Source organism: Paenibacillus sp. OSY-SE, assembly GCF_000283315.1.
GTDB lineage: Bacteria > Bacillota > Bacilli > Paenibacillales > Paenibacillaceae > Paenibacillus_B > Paenibacillus_B profundus.
This window is the reverse complement of the sequence record NZ_ALKF01000184.1, coordinates 89,551-109,102: the sequence shown is the minus strand read 5'-3', so window position 1 is coordinate 109,102 and position 19,552 is coordinate 89,551. Positions and strand designations below refer to the sequence as shown.

Annotated in this window: 13 protein-coding genes; all 13 read right to left on the bottom strand. The window is 51.5% G+C overall.

Annotated elements, in window-relative coordinates; all coding sequences use genetic code 11:
• Window positions 1–437 precede the first annotated feature (437 nt).
• Window positions 438–2,318: an ABC transporter ATP-binding protein gene (locus tag A372_RS0116215; protein WP_019421928.1), complete on the bottom strand. Its 1,881-nt coding sequence runs from the start codon at window positions 2,316–2,318 to the stop codon at window positions 438–440.
• Window positions 2,315–4,087 carry an ABC transporter ATP-binding protein gene (locus A372_RS0116210; RefSeq protein ID WP_019421927.1) on the bottom strand — a complete coding sequence of 591 codons (1,773 nt, stop codon included), beginning with the start codon at window positions 4,085–4,087 and terminating at the stop codon, window positions 2,315–2,317. Before A372_RS0116210 ends, A372_RS0116215 begins: the two co-directional genes overlap by 4 nt.
• Window positions 4,088–4,359: 272 nt before the next feature.
• On the bottom strand, window positions 4,360–8,133 hold the full coding sequence (locus A372_RS0116205) for a dynamin family protein (protein WP_237728543.1): 3,774 nt from the start codon (window positions 8,131–8,133) through the stop codon (window positions 4,360–4,362).
• 78 nt (window positions 8,134–8,211) lie between these two features.
• A complete protein-coding gene (locus A372_RS0116200) occupies window positions 8,212–8,484 on the bottom strand; it encodes a hypothetical protein (protein ID WP_019421925.1) in 273 nt (90 codons plus the stop codon).
• A gap of 26 nt (window positions 8,485–8,510) precedes the next feature.
• The gene (nth, locus tag A372_RS0116195) at window positions 8,511–9,179 is read right to left on the bottom strand and encodes an endonuclease III (protein WP_019421924.1); all 669 of its coding nucleotides are present in this window, start codon (window positions 9,177–9,179) and stop codon (window positions 8,511–8,513) included.
• Window positions 9,180–9,251: 72 nt separating this feature from the next.
• Window positions 9,252–12,014 (bottom strand): S-layer homology domain-containing protein, encoded by a 2,763-nt coding sequence (locus A372_RS0116190; protein ID WP_019421923.1) that lies wholly within the window; start codon window positions 12,012–12,014, stop codon window positions 9,252–9,254.
• A 142-nt stretch (window positions 12,015–12,156) separates the two neighbouring features.
• Window positions 12,157–12,708, bottom strand: a complete 552-nt coding sequence (locus tag A372_RS0116185) for a GerMN domain-containing protein (RefSeq protein WP_019421922.1) — start codon at window positions 12,706–12,708, stop codon at window positions 12,157–12,159.
• Window positions 12,709–12,773: 65 nt separating this feature from the next.
• On the bottom strand, window positions 12,774–14,255 hold the full coding sequence (locus A372_RS0116180; protein WP_019421921.1) for an N-acetylmuramoyl-L-alanine amidase family protein: 1,482 nt from the start codon (window positions 14,253–14,255) through the stop codon (window positions 12,774–12,776).
• A 325-nt stretch (window positions 14,256–14,580) separates the two neighbouring features.
• Window positions 14,581–15,198: an ATP-binding cassette domain-containing protein gene (locus tag A372_RS0116175; RefSeq protein WP_019421920.1), complete on the bottom strand. Its 618-nt coding sequence runs from the start codon at window positions 15,196–15,198 to the stop codon at window positions 14,581–14,583.
• Window positions 15,195–16,085 (bottom strand): hypothetical protein, encoded by an 891-nt coding sequence (locus A372_RS0116170; protein WP_019421919.1) that lies wholly within the window; start codon window positions 16,083–16,085, stop codon window positions 15,195–15,197. Before A372_RS0116170 ends, A372_RS0116175 begins: the two co-directional genes overlap by 4 nt.
• On the bottom strand, window positions 16,072–16,659 hold the full coding sequence (locus tag A372_RS0116165) for an RNA polymerase sigma factor (RefSeq protein WP_019421918.1): 588 nt from the start codon (window positions 16,657–16,659) through the stop codon (window positions 16,072–16,074). Before A372_RS0116165 ends, A372_RS0116170 begins: the two co-directional genes overlap by 14 nt.
• Before the next feature lie 48 nt (window positions 16,660–16,707).
• Window positions 16,708–17,415 carry a hypothetical protein gene (locus tag A372_RS0116160; protein WP_026011110.1) on the bottom strand — a complete coding sequence of 236 codons (708 nt, stop codon included), beginning with the start codon at window positions 17,413–17,415 and terminating at the stop codon, window positions 16,708–16,710.
• The gene (locus A372_RS0116155) at window positions 17,408–19,531 is read right to left on the bottom strand and encodes a hypothetical protein (RefSeq protein ID WP_019421916.1); all 2,124 of its coding nucleotides are present in this window, start codon (window positions 19,529–19,531) and stop codon (window positions 17,408–17,410) included. Before A372_RS0116155 ends, A372_RS0116160 begins: the two co-directional genes overlap by 8 nt.
• Between the last annotated feature and the right edge of the window lie 21 nt (window positions 19,532–19,552).

Genomic DNA, 19,552 nt, shown 5'->3' with positions numbered 1-19,552 from the left:
CCCACAGAGTTTGTTTGGTGTAGCAGGGGCTCTCTCTGTGTAAGGATGGTACACCCACAGAGTTTGTTTGGTGTAGCGGTAGCGCTCTTTCTCTGAGTGAATGGGAGAGTGTCGTCATAAGGGGAGAAACAAAGGATATCGATGTTAGTCCACTCCTCGAGTCGTATCGTGTGCATAAGGGACGTCATCGAACATACAAGAGCAGCGATTCATCCACGGCCGAATCAATGTCACGATGACTGTTCATTATATCTCAGGAAGTATGTCGGCAATACAGCACGCGGCGCTTTCTGAGCGATGGGGAGATTGGATCAATGTAAAGTAACGGAAACGAGAAAGGCCCATGATAGGATTAGGCTACTGCTAACCTTTTAACTAAAAAGGCAGACTGCCGAATTACTTCGTCAGTCTGCCTTGATGAACCCAGTGGCGCAGGCCTACATATATTTATATTGTGCTGCTACAAGTCCGTAGTACGTACCGCGCATGCGCATCAACTGCTCGTGCGTGCCCTGCTCTTGAATGACACCGTGATCCAGAACGACGATATTGTCGCAGCCCCGGATCGTCGACAAGCGGTGAGCAATAATGAATGATGTGCGCCCTTCCAGGAGCGTCTTCAGCGCTTCCTGAATCTTAAGTTCTGTCTCGGTATCAATGCTCGCCGTCGCCTCATCCAGTATGAGAATGCGAGGGTTCGCAAGCAATGCGCGCGCGAACGAGATCAACTGGCGTTGCCCCATAGAGAGAACGTTCCCGCGCTCCTGTACTTCCGTATCGTAACCGTCTTTCAGATTTACGATAAAATCGTGTGCGAAGACGGCTTTCGCGGCCTCCTCGACTTCCGTGTCCGTCGCATCCAAACGTCCGAAGCGGATATTATCGCGAATCGTTCCGGAGAAGATGAACGTATCCTGCAGCACGATCCCAATCTGGGAACGCAAGCTTTCCAGCGTTACATTCCGTATGTCAAAGCCGTCAATTGCAACCCGGCCTTCCGTCGGGTCATAGAAGCGGCAAAGCAAGTTAATAATCGTGCTCTTCCCCGATCCTGTATGTCCTACGAGTGCAATCGATTGTCCCGCCTGAGCCGACAAGGAAATGCCGCGCAGCGCTGGACGTCCCTTCTCATATTCGAATAGAATGTTCTCGAATGCGACATCACCATGAACCGGCGGCAGCTGCATCGCATGATCCTCTTCGCCTACGGACGGCTGTTCGTCCATGAACTCGAAAATCCGCTCGGAAGACGCCATCGCGATGAGCATCTGTGAATACATCTGACCTAGTCGGTTAATTGGTTCCCAGAAGTTTCCAACGTACTGAGCGAAGGCGAATAGCACGCCGACGGTAATTACATCGCTTTGAATGAGATGAGAGCCGTACATGAACAATACGAATGCCCCAATGGCGCTCGTAATTTCGATGACCGGACCGAATGTTTGGTTCAACGCGGATGCACGGTCCCACGATTTCTTGTTCACACTATTCATGTGATCGAAGTAATCCATGTTCGCTTGCTCTTGTGTGTATGCTTGCGTAACACGAATACCTTGAATCGCCTCGTTTAAGTGCGAATTGATGCGCGACTGCTTGATCCGCACATCCTGCCAAGCGAAACGGATACGCTTCCGCAGCTTCGTCGATACAAGAAACATAATCGGCACGGTAATCATAACCGCCACCGCGAGTTGAACATTCAAGAACAATAAAATAATGATAATACCGAGCAATTGCATACAATCGACCAATGTATTGACGGCCCCGTTCGTAAACAGTTCCTGCAAGGAGTTGACATCATTCGTCACCCGGACGAGCACGGAACCTGCCGGCCGTTTGTCATAGAAGTGAAAGGACAGCTTCTGAATGTGCTTGAACAAGTCGGCGCGCAAATCGTAAATGATGCGCTGTCCGATTACGTTCATAAATTTGATGCGGAACGTGTTTGCCCCCCACTGTATAATATACAGTCCGAGTGCGGTACCTGCGATGATATAAAGCAGTCGCAGAGAAGGATTGCCGTCCGCCGGTTGAATGGCGTGGTCAATCGCATAACTGATGAGAAAAGGTATTGCCAGCTTCGTTATTGTCCCAAGCACCATCATCACGATCAGAACCGGGAGCAACTGCCGTTTATACGGCTTCATGTAGACGAGCAGCCGCCGCATCTGCGCCCAGTTAAACGGCTTCTCGATGACGTCATCATCTTGATAGACGAAGCGTGAACGTTTCGTTGTATCGGCCGCAGCGTCAGAGTTAACGCTTCCATGGCCTGCAGACCTTCGCTCGGCAGCCGCGGATGGGTTTCCTCCACTCATGCTCTCACCTGCTCTCTCGTCGACTCAGACTGCCCTTCGAGTTTGTCTGCGTATTGAATATAGAATACATCTTGATACGTTCCCGGCTCTTGAATGAGCTGCTCGTGCTTGCCGCGCTGTACGATACGGCCTTGTTCCAGCACGATAATCTCGTCGGCATGGCGCAAGGACGAAATACGGTGTGCAATAATGAAAACGGTGCGTCCTCTCATGACCTCCTTGAAGCCGGCTTGAATTTCATGCTCGGTCTCCATATCTACGGCGCTGGTCGCATCATCCAAAATAAGAATCTTCGGATCTTTCAAGAGTGCCCGCGCGATAGCAATCCGCTGTTTCTGGCCTCCCGACAACCCCATGCCGCGTTCTCCGACAATCGTATCGTAGCCTAATGGCAGTTCCATAATGAATTCGTGCGCCTTCGCCAGCTTCGCTACACGAATGACATCGTCCATTGTCACATCATCGCGGCCGTATGCGATATTGTTATAAATCGATGATGAGAACAGGAACGTTTCCTGAAATACGGTCGCCATCTGGCTGCGCAAGCTATTTAAATCAATGTTGCGGATATCGTGACCGTCTAGCGTAATTTTTCCTTGCTTCACATCATAAGCCCGCATCAGAAGTTGAATGACGGTTGACTTACCGGAGCCTGTACCGCCAAGCAATCCAATAACTTTGCCTGGTGTGGCGTCTAACGTAATATGACTGACCGCGTCAACCTCTCCTTCATAGCGGAAGGTGACGTCCTCAAATTTCACATGGCCTTGAACCTTATCGTCTTCCAGCATAATAGGGTTCGATCGGGTCTCGATATCAACCTGAGTCTCCAGCAGTTCCAACACACGTTCACCAGAAGCCTTCGACTGCGTATAGTTATTAATGTGGAACCCAATCCCCCACATCGGTCCGATAATGTACCATATCATGCTAAAGAAAGCAACCAGCTCGCCCAGCGTCAGCGAACCGTTGATTACTTTCGTTCCGCCCATAGCAAGCAGCAGCACGATGCAGAAGCAAGCGAGCATTTCCATAATCGGAAAGTAGCGGCCCCACAACGTGGCAGCGAAAATCTGATTATCTTTGTATGCCTCGTTGCGCGAGGAGAACTTCTCCACCTCAAAGTTCTCGCGCGCAAACGATTTTACCGTACGCACCCCGGTAATATTCTCTTGTACCGCTGTCGTCAGCTGGCTGAAGGTAATTCGCATTTCGCGAAACGCGGGATGAATTTTCGATTCGAACCGCATCGCAACAAATACGAGAAGTGGAATTGATACGAGCGTAGTTAGCGTTAACTGCCAGTCTATGGAAAACATCATGGCAGCACCAAAGACTACCATCAGCACCATATTTAATATTTGCGCAAACCCAAATCCGACAAAATTGCGGATCGCTTCTAAATCCGCGGTCAAACGAGACATTAAATCGCCCGTCCTCGCTTTGTCGTAATAGCGGAACGACAAAAATTGCAGCTTACGGTAACACGCGTTGCGCATTTCGTACGCAACGTGGTTTCCAAGGCGCCCGCCGAAGAAACCGTGCAAAAATTGTAGGGTGCCTTTTACGCTGACAACGATAATAACCGTTAACGCCAGCCAAGGCACCCATTCGAACCGATTTTCTGCTATAACGTCGTCGATTAAGATGCGCAGCAGATTGGGATATACCAATCCAAGCGCGGTCGCGACCATTAAGCAGAACACCGATGCGAACAGCAGGCCTCTCTTCGGCCAATAAAACGAGCCGAGCTGCTTGAAGACGTTCATTGGACTTCTCCTCCCCATTATTCGTTCTTCGTGAGATGTAATGCAGTTTATCATCAGGCATATTCAACGGCAAAACGGCAATTTCGTCATAATATCGACTATCCCTCCTTAAATCGAGATTACTTGGAACGAATCCAATCGTTTCTTTTAAATCGTCGGTTTTCCTTTAATCCTAACCCCTATCCACAAAAGAAAGCTTACCCTGCTTAGTACAGGGCAAGCTTCTAAGGAACATTGATGCTGATTTGATATAGAAACTACAACAATTCATCTCATGATAATGTCCGTTCTATTGCCTTCATGACGGCGCGCAGCGGCTCCGGATCGTAATCGGTTCGGGAAGCATCCGCCAATCGGTCGGCATGCACGTGCACCGCATCAGCAAGCTCGGAATGGAGCACTCGGACAGTGTCCGTGAGATGGTACGCAATATGCTCTACGAACCGCTCCCGGTGTTCCTGAATAGCTGATGTTACGGCTTGCAGAGCACGTTCCTCAAGCGCTTGCCTCAGCCCATCGCGTCCCCCGCCTTCAAAGAATGATTTGCTGTTGCGGAAGAAGCTGCGGAGCCAACGTGTCGTCATGTCCTTCAGCCAGTCCCCTTCCGTTACATCCGGCGTTGGCCAAGACGGCAACGATTCGGCGGTCACAGCAAAGCCCGGCAAGTATTCCTCCACCTTGCCAGCCAGCTGCATACGATAGCTTACCGCAAGCCGCTTCGCGGATTGTTCCAGTCTTAACGTCGTCGCGTACAGCTCATTCGTCAGTTCCTTCATAAACGTACGGGACCATTCCAAGTAACACCGCTCCAAAGCCGTATCAATGTTCTGTTCATCCTTGCGCAAGGAGGCCGGGTTGAACGCATAAGCGAATCCGTCGTTGAAACGATATTGCAGCCGCTGTCTGACATGGTACAGCAGCTCATCCGCTTCCTGCTCGATGCGCTTTCGTTCATCCCGCCGCAGCCATTCATCGCACCGCCTGATCGATTCGGCTTCTGAAGACCGGATACGCTCCGTCTGCTTCGCCCTCTCGGATGCATTCGCATGCGCAGCATCCCACATAGCTTTGAGTTGAGAATCCACTCTTCGTATATCGTTCAGTGCCGCATCGACGCTGAGCGTTGCTAGCTCCTCGGAAGCAAATCGCATGAAGGCCTCCTCGAAGTCGGCAATTCCGGACTGAGCCAACGGACCGGTTAGCCCGCTCAGCTTCGCATCTAACGCCTGCAGGCTCGACACCGGGAACAAGCGCGGCTCCCGGATACCGAACTCAAGCAAACGCCCGCTCACATATTCCATGACGCTGTTCAATTCTTCATCAGAAGCAGCGAGGTCAGCCGCGTTCACGACAAAGAACATTTTATCCAGTTCAAACGCATCCTTCACCCGCCCGAGCTGAGTCAAAAATTGACGGTCCGCCTGCGAGAAAGCATGGTTGTAATAGGTGACGAACAAAATGACGTCCGCATTCTTCATATACTCAAAGGCTACTCCGGTATGGCGGGCGTTAATGGAATCCGCTCCTGGTGTATCGACGAACACGAAGCCTTGTTCCGTTAAGGGGCTGTCGATAAACAAATCAATCCGTTCCACGAAGGCGGACTTCCATTCCTCTCTGACGTACTCACGATATTCCTCCGCGCTAACGTGCAGGGATTCGCCGAAATGCTGCCGTGCGCCCTCGTAGCCTCTCTTCACCGCCTGAATGAAGCTGTAATGCGGGCGGCCTGACGGATGCAGTGTATCCGGGCGATAGCGGTCGATGGCTATGAGCGCCTTCTCCATGCTCATGGTAGACGTATTAGCCTCGCCCATGCTTTCCAGCGCGAAGCGAAGATCAGCCAGCATCTTCGCTTCGCTCTTCATTGTGACGCGCGCCGTGTCATGCGGGTGCGCGTCTGTCGGCGCCGCAATCGTATTGATGGCGGCGGTCGTTGGATTGGGCGAGACCGGCAAGGCGTCTCGGCCCATCAGGGCGTTCGCGAAGGAGGACTTGCCAGCGCTGAACGCCCCGAACAACGCGACGGTGAAGCGGTTCGTGCCGAGCCGCTCCGCCTTGTCGCGCAAGCCCTGCGCAAGCGGCTTCACGGCAGGAAGCCGTTCGAGCGCGTCCGCCGCCTGCTTGAGCCGCGTCGCGGCTTCCAGCAATCTGCGGCGGGCACGGCTTGCATCCGCTGCATGACGCGATGCGCAGTCTGATTCCGGCAAATGCGTCGGCGCGTTGGCGCCGCTCGCTGGCGCCAGGTTCATCGGTTCAGGAGAAGATATACCTGAACCAGTCACGCGCTCGTCAGACGTCGTGTCAGGCTGTCTAAGGAGCAGGTCGTCCCCTTCTGCCTCAACATGCTTGGGTACCGGCAGCAGAGCAGCCAATCCGCACGCGGACACATCGCTTGCTTGAACAGCTTCCCATGAGCGCAGCATTTGCTCTGCTCTGCCTCGAAGTTCACGCTCGCGAGCTGTGATGCGGCTATCCGTCTCTAACTCAGCGTCCAGCTTCGCTGTTCTCTTCCGCAGCTCGTCTGCTTGTGAGCCATACTGCATACCGAGCGCGTACAAGTATGGCTCCGCCTGCTTCATCACTACCCGGCGCAGGAGCGCCTTCGCTTCATCACTGATGGCGCGGCTATAGGTTAGCGTATACTCCGCCGTCCCCCACGCGCCAGGCTGAACCTCCTGTTGCAGCCATGCTTCATCCAGCTGCGGCAGGGCAGCTTCCATCTCCGCTTGCGCTGACAGCTCTTCCGCTCCCGCTTGACGAGCCAGCTCCCTTAACAGCTGGATAACGTGCACCTCCGCATTCGCGCGCAAGCCTTCCTTCCACAAGGCTCCAAAGGCTTGCAGCCGACGCTCCCGCTCGGCGGCGGTCTTGGCGGCTGTAAAAAACAGCCCGACCTTAAATCCAGGCTTCAGCGTCTCCAAGTATGTCTGCGCCATATCGCGCGTTACTGCCGGCGTAAGGTTCGCGTCGCGCAACAGCTTCTGCACAGCCGTCTGAAACGACGACTTTATTGCTTCTGCCTGCCGATCCGCTTCATCCAGCTGTGCTGTCAGACGAGCATGCTCTTCACGCAAGCCTGCAACTGCTTCTGAGCCGCCCGCCTGCTCCACCCATAATTGCCGCTCCTGTTCAAGCGGCTCCGCCAATTGCTTCGCATGCGCTTCGATTAATTCACGAGCAGCCTGCTCTACGCCATACCTGATAAGCCGCTCGCGGTCTTGAACGCTCTGCCGCAAATAACGCTCGAGCGCCTTCCATTCATTGTGCGGATGGTTCGGCTCCTTTAACGTTACAAAGAAGACGGCAGCCGGATGCAGCTGCCACGCTTCCAGAGCGCGGCTTACATCGTCTTGATACGCGACGAACGTAAGCTCCTGCTCCCGATGCTTATCGATTTGATTGACGATCCATACGAGCGGCTTGCCCGCATCCGCCACTTCCTTGGCGAAGGCGAAGTTATATTCAGATTGGACGTGATTGTAATCCGTCACATAAAATACGACATCAGCCAAGTGCATGGCAGCTTCCGTGGCCGCCCGGTGTGATTCGTCCGTGGAATCCACTCCAGGCGTATCCAGCAGGGCGACTCCGTTCTTCAGCCAATCCACGGCATCGTATATGATGACACGTTCTACCGTTTCGCCATCGCGGCATACTTCAGCCAACTGCTCAAGCGGAACCGTTTCGGCAGATTGAGCCTCGCCCGCTGCGTTCCGGCGGATAACCTCGGCGCGACTGTCACCGTAGCGTACGGTCACGACATTGGCGCTGGTCGGTATAGGACTCGACGGCAGTAAATCTCTGCCGCACAACCGATTGATAACGGTCGATTTCCCTGCGGAGAAATGCCCGCAAAAAGTCATCATTAACGTTTGTTCCTGCCATTTCGCAAGCAGTTCACGCATCTTGGCGCTCTGCAGCATATCGCCAGTCTGTTCCATGGAGCTTGCGTTTTCCTGCAACCAGACTGTAAGCGAATCTGCGCTGTCCACTGCAGCTGCGGCTGCTGTTCTCCATTGCTCGTGATTCGTTTTTACCATCATTGCATCCCCCGGTGACCATAAATATATATAGAAAAAACCGAGTCAATCGGCTTCCTCTTTTTGCCTTTGACTCGGTTTCTAGTGTACCATATTTTGCTGTTCGGGGAGAATGATTTCGAACTGTTCTCCGTGCTGCAATATCGTTATGTCTTGATCCTTGACGCGCATGACTACGACATCCCGCTTCTGCCGCATCCGTTCTACATATTGCTCGGGCACTTCACCTGCTCCATATATCGTTATGCCGTCAATTTCCCGCTCCTCGTCATCTTGAAGAGGAGTTTGAAGCACCTTTTCATAAATATCAGAGAACTGTTCAAAATCATTCGTATAAACCGAAATGCATTTCATCACGACCGACTCCCATCCGTATTCATTTATTTTCCAGTCTTTCTCGGTTTGGTCGCTTTCATACGTGCTTTCCCCACTCGACAGCAATCGATCAGCGGGCAAATTTCGCACCGCGGAGATTGCGCTTTGCAATGATAACGTCCAAAAAAGATTAACCGATGATGCGTAATTGTCCACTCTTCCCGTGGCACTTTACGCATCAACTTCTTCTCGACTTCCAACACGCTGTCAGTCTCATCTGCCAGCTTCAGCCGTTTCGAGACCCGCTCAACATGCGTGTCCACCGCCATCGCAGGTACGCCAAACGCGTTGGATACGACGACATTCGCCGTCTTCCGTCCGACCCCCGGCAGCTCTGTCAACAACTCATGCTCTTGCGGCACTTCGCCATTGTATTTGTCAATCAGCATCTGACAAAGCTTTTGAATATTTTTAGCTTTGTTCCGAAACAATCCGATGCGCCGTATATCCGATTCCAATTCTTCCAGTGGAACAGCTATATAATCTTCCGGCTTTTTATATTTCTCAAATAACGTTGCCGTCACTTTGTTCACAGTCTCATCCGTGCATTGAGCAGATAAGAGAACCGCAATCGTTAATTCGAACGGATTTGCATGATGTAACTCGCAATGCGCGTCAGGAAACATTTCCGCTATCGTATCCAATATTCGGCGTACGCGCGCGCTGGTTGCCACCCTTCCCCACTCCTTTCATCTAAAAACCGTCTCACCCTAAGGATGAGACGGCTCGTTCAACCCAATTGTATTTTAAGACAATTTCTCGATTTCAACAACCTGATTGTTAACAAAATAAAGCATAATATCTGTGCCCTCTTTCAGGGAAGAGAGGTTTATTTTGTCACCACTGGAGTGAATGTACGCATTTGGAGTTATTTTGAAAATGTAATTATTTTCCGAAAGCGAACGTTTTACATACAACTCACTATTTTGTGTATCATAGCGTGAATAGCTGCGCTTCGTGCCGCTAACCAGCTTCGCGACCGGCAAATCTTTCGCATCTTTGCGTACTTCAACCCGGTCTCCCGTTTTGAGTGCGCTCAGGTTCGAAGAAGACTGATCGACTTGAATTTGCGCATTTTTGCCGAGCTGATGCACCGACACATCGCCTGCATTGTCGCGAACCGTCAAGACGCCGGTGTTCGTATCGATCGAATCCACACGTCCGTAAGTAACTTGAACTTGACGCACTTCAACGATGGAACGTCCGTCCAATACGACATTTACGAAATCATTTGCTTTAATGTCTTCCAGCTTAATGCGATTGTCCTTCAAGTCATATACCGGTACGCCGCCGACATAGAACTCTTCAATAGTCGTGCCTGAAGAGCGCAACCGAATGCGGTTAGCGGAAGTGTCGCGGGACACGACTTCAAACTGCTCCGTTTGGCGAACAGCCAACGAGGAGATCGAAATCTGATCGTCCGTCAAGTAAGCGACAATCTTATCGCCATTGTTCAGATCAGTCAACGTCATATTGCTCTTGCCGTACTTCTCGACACTGAGCGTCGTGTTCTTAAATGGCAGCGTCACTGTCTGATCATTGGCAAGCTTCATCGTTACCGTCTTGGCGGTCGTGCTTGCAAATACGAACGTGCCCTCGAATTTGTTAACGAATTGGACGAGAATCGCATTTTTAGCCGTATATTGAATGTTCGCTTTGCGTTTGCCGTTTCTTAATTCGCTCGCAATATCATCCAGCGACACACGGTTCCCATTGTTTTCAAAACGAGTGCCATGGTTCAGGCTCAATACGTAAGGGTCTTTTTTCTCATCGACAACCGTCAACAGGTTGTTCGTCTTGTCATAGTTGAGAATCGTGACGCCGATAAGCATTTCGACTTTACGATTGACCGCCGTAATGCGCGATACGAGATCTTCGCTGTTCATCGTCAGCTCTACGCGATCCCCATACTCTCCGGCAATCAATTCATCGAAGGACGGGTTTTTCATACCTTCCATGACGATTTCGACATCACGCGCCAACATTTTTGCTTCCAGCTTGCCGTTGTCTTTCTTCACCGTCAGGCTAGTCTTTGCGGCGCCTTTTTCGTACAATGTGCCGGTAATCGTCATTTCCGCCAATTCAGTCAGCTCAATCGACTGAACAATGCTGTTTTTCACCACATATGTAATCGCGGCTTTTTCTTTCAAATCCTTAATGCCGTTCGTAAAAATCTGATCCTTGTATCTGACAATAGCGTCATCCGCTACCGTAAACGTCTCAGTGTCGCCGCTTTCCGGTTGAATCGTTATCGACTTGCTGGTGGCATCAACCGACACAATCGTGCCTTTGCCTGATTTGTTCACAGGACCGGACTTCACTTGAATTTCAATGATTTTGCGTTCGGTCGTGAACGTTTCGCGTTTCATTTCCAACACGCTGTCTGTCGTCATTTTGGAAGGCTCGATCGCATTGCCGCTTGCATCTTTAATTACGGTCGTGTTATCGAAGAAAACCTCCGTCAAATCTTCCGTTCCGTCGCTCTTCACATACATTTTATTGTCTCTGGCGACTACATATTTCAGTGTGGCGCTCGTCGTCTCTACTTTAGGCTGCGCATCGATTAATTCCACATAGGAAGCTACGCCCCCTTCTCCAACAACACGGATTTTCGTGTATAGAGCGATGTCGCTTGCCTTGATAGACTCTTCACTATCACCCTTGTAGTACGTCGTCTTGCTGTCGCGGCGGTACGTCTGTGACTTCCCGTCTTCGGTATAAAGACGAATCTCCTGATCGCTCAGGCTCATGGCATATCCGTATGTTTCCGTGGCATGCTGAATCGACGCAACCTTATCCCCACGGCTGAAGAACGTCGCGAGTTGATCACGCGTTACTTTTCCTTGCGGTTCAAAACGGTTGCCGGCCATGCCTGTCGTTATCTGCAAATCAACCGCCGTATTTACATAGCCGAGTGCAGACGAACTGATTTTGTTGTTGTCAGCGAATGAGGTTGGCTTATTTTGTGCCTTCGCTTCTGCTTCTTTGCCGACCGCGCGCACCAAAATCTTCGTGATCCATTCGCGCGTTACCTTCTCGTCGCCCCAAGGCTTCTTCGGATCCGGATTCGTCATCTCTTCCTTCTTATCCAGCAGACCCTTCTGGAACGCAAGCACGACGTAAGGCTTGAAGTAATTGCCTACCTTGAAATCTTCCGGCAGCGCAACCGTTTCCGTCGTATTCAGATCTCCTTCAAGTCCCATGAAGCGAATGGCCATCGTAATCGCTTCTTGCTGTGTAACATCGTCACCAGGACGGAACTTCCCGTTGTTTCCTTTCAGGATTCCTAATGCCGCAAGCTTATGTATATGCTTCTCTGCCCAGTGTCCAAGCTTGACATCGCTGAACATTGGGCTGACACCGGACGCGGTTGCAACCTGATTATTTGTTGGAGTTCCTGATTCCGCAGCCATTGCGATAGGCAATGATGTCATCGTTAAAGACAAGGCTAACAGCGCGCTCCCGATAGTTCTTGTCTTACGCATGCGGTTTTCGTGATTCAATTTCATTGTGCATCCCCTTCCACGGTTATTACGTTAAGATGTTCTTTTTCGACAAGAACAGGGGCAATTCCTGCCCCTGTTCTCCAATAAATATAGGTATTTTTAAGTGATTCATCATAATCGTTGTTCAATAGACACGTTTAGCCGATTAGCGCTTAATAGGATGCTCTAGCGTAACATGCCCCATGAGGCTCTCTACCGCTTCACCGTCTACTAGAACGTCAATCGCTTTTACTTCATTGAATTGGAACAGAGTCTTTGTTAGCGCCTCAAGCGCAAACTGCTCTCCGCCCGCTCCCAAATGGCCGTCTTCCGGAATATGAACGTCAATGACAAGCGTTTCGTTATCCATCTTGACTGACTTGAATTCGATTTTCTTCCACAATGGAATGTCGCTGTCGTTATCGGAAGATTGCAGCGCTTCGAGGACAGCTTTGTACTTCTCCTCGTCATTTGCGTACTGAATCTTCTTCTCATACGTCTTTAATCCCATCAATTCTTCGTCAGAGACATATACTTGTATGGATTGTTCTTGTTTATTATCTTTCTGCCCATCTGTCGGCGGCTGTTCCGTCGTCGGTTGTTCTGTCGTTGGCTGTTCCGGCTGCCCCGCATTCGTGGTGGGCTTAGAGCCGCACCCGGCAACGAGCGCAATGGACAATACGACAGCGGCAATTCCCCACCATTTACGTGTTGTCATCACTAATGACCTCCTTTACACCGTTCATAACGCAGCGCAGTGAAAAAAGTTGCATCTCCGCGGAATTAGAGCAAGCCCAAATAGTCTTGAATTCCTTTGACGATGTTCTCTGCGACGCGCGCTTGGAACTGCTCATCAAAAAGTTGGGATTCGTCATATTCATTCGTCAAATATCCAACTTCAAGCAGAATGGCCGGCATTTTGGTCTCGCGAGTGACATGGTGATCGGCCTTGCGCACCCCTCGGTCTTTGAGCTGCGTGCCTTCGACAAGATGCTCGTGCATCGTGTCGGCGAACGCTTTGCTTGCCGATCGCCAGTAATAGGTCTCGGTACCGGTTACCGAAGGTTTATCTTTAATGCTGTTGGCATGGATAGAAACAAATAAGTCCGCTGCCAAATCGTTGGCTATTTTAGCTCGATCGCTCAGCTCCACAAACGTATCGTCTTCGCGCGACAATACGACGTGGAACCGATCGTCTTGACGAAGCAACTCGCTCACTTTCAAGGAAAGCGCCAAATTGAAATCTTTCTCATACCGTTTCTTGATGCTTACGGCGCCTGAATCGTGATCGCCATGCCCTGCATCGATAACGACCGCGTATTTGCCGTCCGGCTTTGTCGGCTTCACAGGCTCTCCACCGCTGCCAGTGCCTGGAATCAGCGAAATGGTCGTCAATCCCTGGTCATTCGTCGCAACTTCTGCTTGAAGCGCATAATTCGCATCGATAACAAAACGAACGGTATTCGGATCGTTACTGAACATCGCAAAGCGAATTCGCTGCACATCTGGGTAGTCTGTAATTAACATTTCCCCTTGACCGCCATCACTGAAACCGAATCTTTCATAAAATGTGTCCGAGAATATGGTTCCCGGTAAATCAATAACGACACGATCAGGGTCTGTCATCGTCATAATTTTCGGTTTTACGTTGTAATCTGAAGCAATATGTAACTGGTTGTTCATAAATGAAAAATCGGTAATATGCGCATCTTCCGAATTCTCGTTGTGATTCGTTCCATCGGACGAAGTGTCTCCGCCGCCGCCATTCGCATCTTCACCGCTAGGTGTGCCCGCTGTCGGCGGAACGACGTCTGGAGATGACTCATCTGCTGTAAACAAGTACACCGACTTCGTATCCTTGTCCCACTCCACCGTCAACCCCATGTTCTGCCCGACGAAGCGGAGCGGAACGAGCGTTGAGCCTGCTTTGACGATTGGAGTTACGTCCAATTGGACTTCTTTATCGTTCACTTTGGCCGTCTTCTGATTAACGGTCAGGTTTAAGCGTTTGCTATCGTTATATATGGTTACCGTCTTCGCCTTCCCGTTCCACCCAACCTTATACCCCAACTCTTCGGAAACGACGCGAATCGGAATCATGACCGAATTATTACTCATCGTGATTTTCTCCGGCAATTTAATGGAATTGCCGTTCAGGTACAAGCTCGGTTCAGGAGCAGCTTGAGCTTGTCCCATGTCGGGAAACAGTACGCACAATAACATCATCAGTAGCAACCCTACACCTAATTTTTGTCCTCTCTGCATCTTCACCTCTACATCCTTTCATGTTGTTCCGCTCTATATGTCTGTTTATTAAGAACGGACGTATTATTAGACGTATAAAAAGGACAAAAGTTGCGTAATTTCAACATAATTTGGTTAAAAATATCGTCCTCTACTTAAATGTAATTCAACATCCGTCTGCCACGCAAGAGGGTTCTTTAAATAAACTTTGACTTTCTTTGCGCGCAAATGACAAAAACCCGCGCTTCGGCATCGACATTCCTCGCATGAGGAACTACGAGACGGGCGTGGGCTTTTATGAACATGACTGCCACCAATGGATATGATCTCATCAGTGGATGAGTATTTAGGCGCTGACGGGAGAGCCGTTGTTCAACGCCACGGTCTGATTCGGTTCCCACATTTCGGGCTCGTGGGAGGACACAATGACGGTCCTTGCACGCGCATACAAGGCCAGCAAGGCAATGATACGCCGCTGTTCCGGGCCATCCACGTGTGTGAGCGGTTCGTCGAGCACCAGCATATCGGGAGCCCCGAGCAGTGATTGGGCGAGCATAAGACGGCGTTGATACCCGAGAGAGAGCCGGTTCACCCGGGTTGCGCGCTCACCCTTCAATCCGAATAATTCCAATAACTTCAGGTGGGAGGCCGTGTCCGTCACGCCTTTCAATCCGCCCATATAAGAGAGAAATGCCAGTGCGGTCATATCCTCATACGGTATGGCTTCCCCGGGAACGAAGCCAATTCGCCCCCTCACGTAACTTAGCCGCTCCTGGTACGGGATGCCGTTGCAGCTAACCGTTCCCTTATCCGGCACGTCCGCAGAAGCAATGATTTGCAGCAGCGTTGATTTGCCCGCTCCATTCGGACCGGTAATGAGGTGCAGCCCCGTGTTGAATCGTAATTTCTCCACGTAGAGCCGGAACGCTCCCCGCGCTTTATACACTTGGTTAAGCTCTATCATGCCGGGCGCACCTCCTCACCCGCGGCATACGCACAAGCCAAGGAACGCCGCCACGCCGCCATCAACAACATGCCGCCCGCAGCCAACACCAGACAATCCGCTAGAGCTTGATAATCGAACCTGGGCTGTGAAGAGAGGTAGAGCATTGCTTCGCTTACTCCGTACCATACTGCCCAACCGATGACAGATGCCGCTACCCCCGCTTGCCACCCCAGTCTGAATGTAACGTAGGTCAGCAGCCCACAGACGAATACGGTAGGTGCCATCCACGAGAGTAGGAATGGGAAGAACAGCAGTTCATTCAGACTGGCGTAGACAATGATAGAGCCCGCGATACCGAGCAGCAGATTGCAAGCAAGCACGATAACTGTCCTTGTCATCCAAATGAGTGCCGGTGGATACGGGGTGACTGCTTCTACCAACCGCATCCCTTCATCCTGCGGGCGGACCGCATACAGCCATCCTGCCAGCATGAACAACGGTACCGCGTACGAAAATGCCCCTCTCACCAGATCTGTGCCCATCTGACTCATCGAGACCGCACTAATCAGCATGGCGAATAAAGCAAAACTGGCAATCCAGTACCAATGCGAATATAGATTCAACTGCAGCTTGACGAGCGCCGACATGCGCGGATCCTTGCGCGGCTCAGATGCTAACCAGGCAAATGCGTCTCGGTGCTGTTCAGCAGCGTGCTTCTTCTCGGCCAAGCTGTGGAACGACGGCCTTAAGCTGGACAGCAGCCGATCCGTATCATCCGGCAAGGGTGAGGATACGACGTAAGGCGGCATGGCAAGACGCACTTCGCGCTCAAGCTCCAACCATTCCTCTTCGTTTCCGGAAAACATCTCTGCCTGTTCAGGAGCCTCCCGTTTATCTTTTTCCATGCGCTATTTCCTCCTTCTCGTCTGGCGATGGCTCTCCCTCTTGGTTCAGCAGTGTTTTCAGCTTCCGCAGAGCGGAATACAGGCTTGCTTTCACCGCGCTTAATCCCATATCGAGCGCGTCGCTAATTTCTTGCAGCTTCAAATCGTGATAGAAGCGGAGCGTGACGATTTGGCGTTGCGTAGCGGACAGCTTGTTCATGACGCGCAGCAGTTCGCGCCTCGTCTCCTGACGCTCAACGAGTTGCAACACACCGGCATCGTTCCGAACCGCCTCTTCAACGAAATCGTCGACAAGACTCTCCTTGCGCACTTCCTGCTTGCGGAACTGATCTTTGCATAAATTGCCGGCTACACGGTATAGCCAAGGCCGGACCTGTTCTGGAACGGTTCCTTTCTCCATCTGACGGATTAGCCGAAGAAACGTTTCCTGCACGGTATCCTCCGCTTTACGCCGGTCATGCAGCATTCGTTCCGCATAGGCCTGAATCGGTGCGTGGTAGCGCCGGACAAGCGTCTCAAATGCCGCTTCATCGCCATCTGCCATCGCCTTGACCAACTGTTCATCGGATATCATCCTCCCCCTCCTGTCCGTTGGCGACATGCCGCTCATTTTTATTTTTGTCTAATCGGTGTCATGGCTGACAGCCCACCGTTCCCTCTGTTCCAAACCGATAATGCTCACTACAGCCAGGACGATTGCCGCCACCGCGAACCCGATCCGATTGACCGTGAATACTGTCGCATCCGGCAAATGAAACGTCATCGCACTCGCGCTTCCAGTCAGCGCCCCCTTCGTCATCGATTCGAGCATCCACCATCCGAATGCAGCCGAAATTCCAACGTACCAGCGGCGCGTCCATACCATGACCGCGAGCGTTAGCGCAGCAAAGAAAACGACGGCCGGCGCCACCATAGCCACCAGCTCCCACCAAGAAGCCGGGCGGAATACGGCTTCCGTGCCGCCGTACACATGCACGTTCACGGCCACCGTGCCGAAACGAAACTGATATACGGCATACCAGATCGCTTCATACAGCAGCACGGCCAGCACGGAAAGCGATAACTTGCGCATGACGAGACTAACGTGCGAGATTGGCCATGTGCTCACCAGCTCCATCATGCCAGCGGACCACTCCCGCTGCGTCAAGATCCCTGTCATCATTACGGTGAATGGAATCGCAGCCCATTCATGCATGTAATGGGCTGAAGGCGGATTCGCCTGGCTACACAGCAGGAGCGCCGCGAGAACGAGCGCCACGGCCCCTAGCGGGAGCGGTATCCAAGATACGCTTCCCCTCACATCCAGAACCCACAGCGCACGTTTATTCATCGTCACTTACCCGTTCCCATGCTTGTTCCAGCATGTCAATCGTTATTATCGGGTACTTCTCCGGCGGATAATCGGCGTTGCCGTAGTAATCGATATGCAGCCCATTAAAACGCTCGTACCATTCCGCCAACAGCTTTTTCAACCTGTTCGCGCCACCGTTGTCCAATGCTGCATGGAATTCGCCTTCAAGCTTGACAAGACGCTTTACATTCTCATTGTCCTCTTCTCCACGGAAAGACTTCGAAAATGATATATACGGCGATCGCTGCGACTCCTGCTCATCCAACCCAAGCTTGTCACGGGTGTGCATGACTGTGAATAACGACCGGAGTTCCATTACGAAGGTGGGCTTCTCATCGTACGTTAACGATATGTTGAGCGCATCGTCACCGAACAGCAGACTGTTTATGATGCGCACAAACTGATAATTGTCCAGATTATGGTGCTTCAGTTCCGAAATAAGCATCGTATTGCCAGACACCTCTGTACCATATATCGATTGTTCCAAATAGCGCATGGGCATGTACAGAATTTGATTGACGCGCGGGTGAACAGGAAGCCATTCTTCGAAATAAGACATCGCCTCATCTACCTGATCGGCCATGCGTTCGGCTTCCCTGCGATTGCTCGGTGTCGTGACGATACGTGTGCCGTCCCTGCCGATTGGTATTTCAATGAAATAGCCTGCATATAGATGCACGCTTTTGGCTTGCTTGCTGGAAAAGTGCCAGCTTCCGTCGTCTGCCTGTTCTCCAGCTAGCGTGGCATAAACCGGCCGCTCGACCCCTTTCACAATGACATCGAATTCCTGCGGCTGCATCGCGATTCGGGTCCGATTCACGCGAATTTCCCGATTCGCATAACCATACATCAGATGATTTCCCGGTATGGGATACCATGCCAGATTTCCGTTCAATAATACCGTGCCATCTTGCAAAGCATGCGTAATTGCCTCTCCTCCATTGGAATACAACCTTTGAACGCCGGATATGTCGTATCGGAACGCAATCGTTACGCGATCGTTCGCTTTCTTTCCGGTCTTCACCATAACAGCCGTACCCTGCCGATCATACTCCGCCGGTGCGCCGTCCACCGTTACTTCTTGAAGACGGAACGGAATATCGAGCGTAAACGGAACGGTTCCATCTGCATTCTTGTTCAGAGAGCCTGTCAGCAACGTCGTAATGACAGCACTGTCATCGCCGTCGGCTTGCACTTTAATTTCTGTCCTTTCCGCCTTAAACACCATTTCACTAGAACGTTCCAGCTCTTCGCCTGCGTTCTCCTCAACGTAACGTTCCGTCTCCTGCTTATACGTACCAAGTGACTCATATCGTTCGTTCCACAGCATCCCGTATGGCAGTGCGGCAAGAACCGCCAAGCCGATGCAGATCCAGCACGCCCGTCTCCACCAGAGCGGTTGCATGCCCGGCTGATTCCGCATATGTACGGCAACGGCGGACACGAACAGACAAATGACGAAGGCAAAGGCAAGGATGATAAATGCAAGCCATTCCTGACGCCGCCACACTTCGCCCCACGCCTCCAGCTGCCAACTGCTCGACAGATTAAATTGATTCAAGTGCAGCAGCCGCATAAACGGGAGCGTCAAAATGTCCAGCAGAACCAAATCGATGAAATACGTGCCGAACATCCATCCGCACAGTCCGATCAAATAGACGACGCGATGGCGGATGCAGGCTGCCAGCGCCATGCCCAGCACGAGCGTGATGAGGTAGGACATTTCATAATGGGATACAAATGTCCACACGTGTGTCATATAGATGCCAGTCTCGATTCCGTGCGAGACGGCAAAATAGACGTATACTACCGCCATGACGACGGTGAATAAGCTCATATAGACGAAGCCGGCGACCCACTTGGCCGACCAGATGACCATTGAAGACCCAGGCAGCGCGGCCATCCATTCATATGACACCTTCCCGATATCGCGACGGACGAACAGGATGCCGAGCACAATTGGAATCACCAGGCTTAACGAGTGCTTCACCTTGTGAAAATCGTGCACATAAAGGTGCAGATCCTGTGACTGCGGCAGCGCGGCCTTCATCAAATCCCCTGCAAGCCATGCGCCGAACAGCAAAGGCAACGCCATCCATATCGGACTCCGCCACAA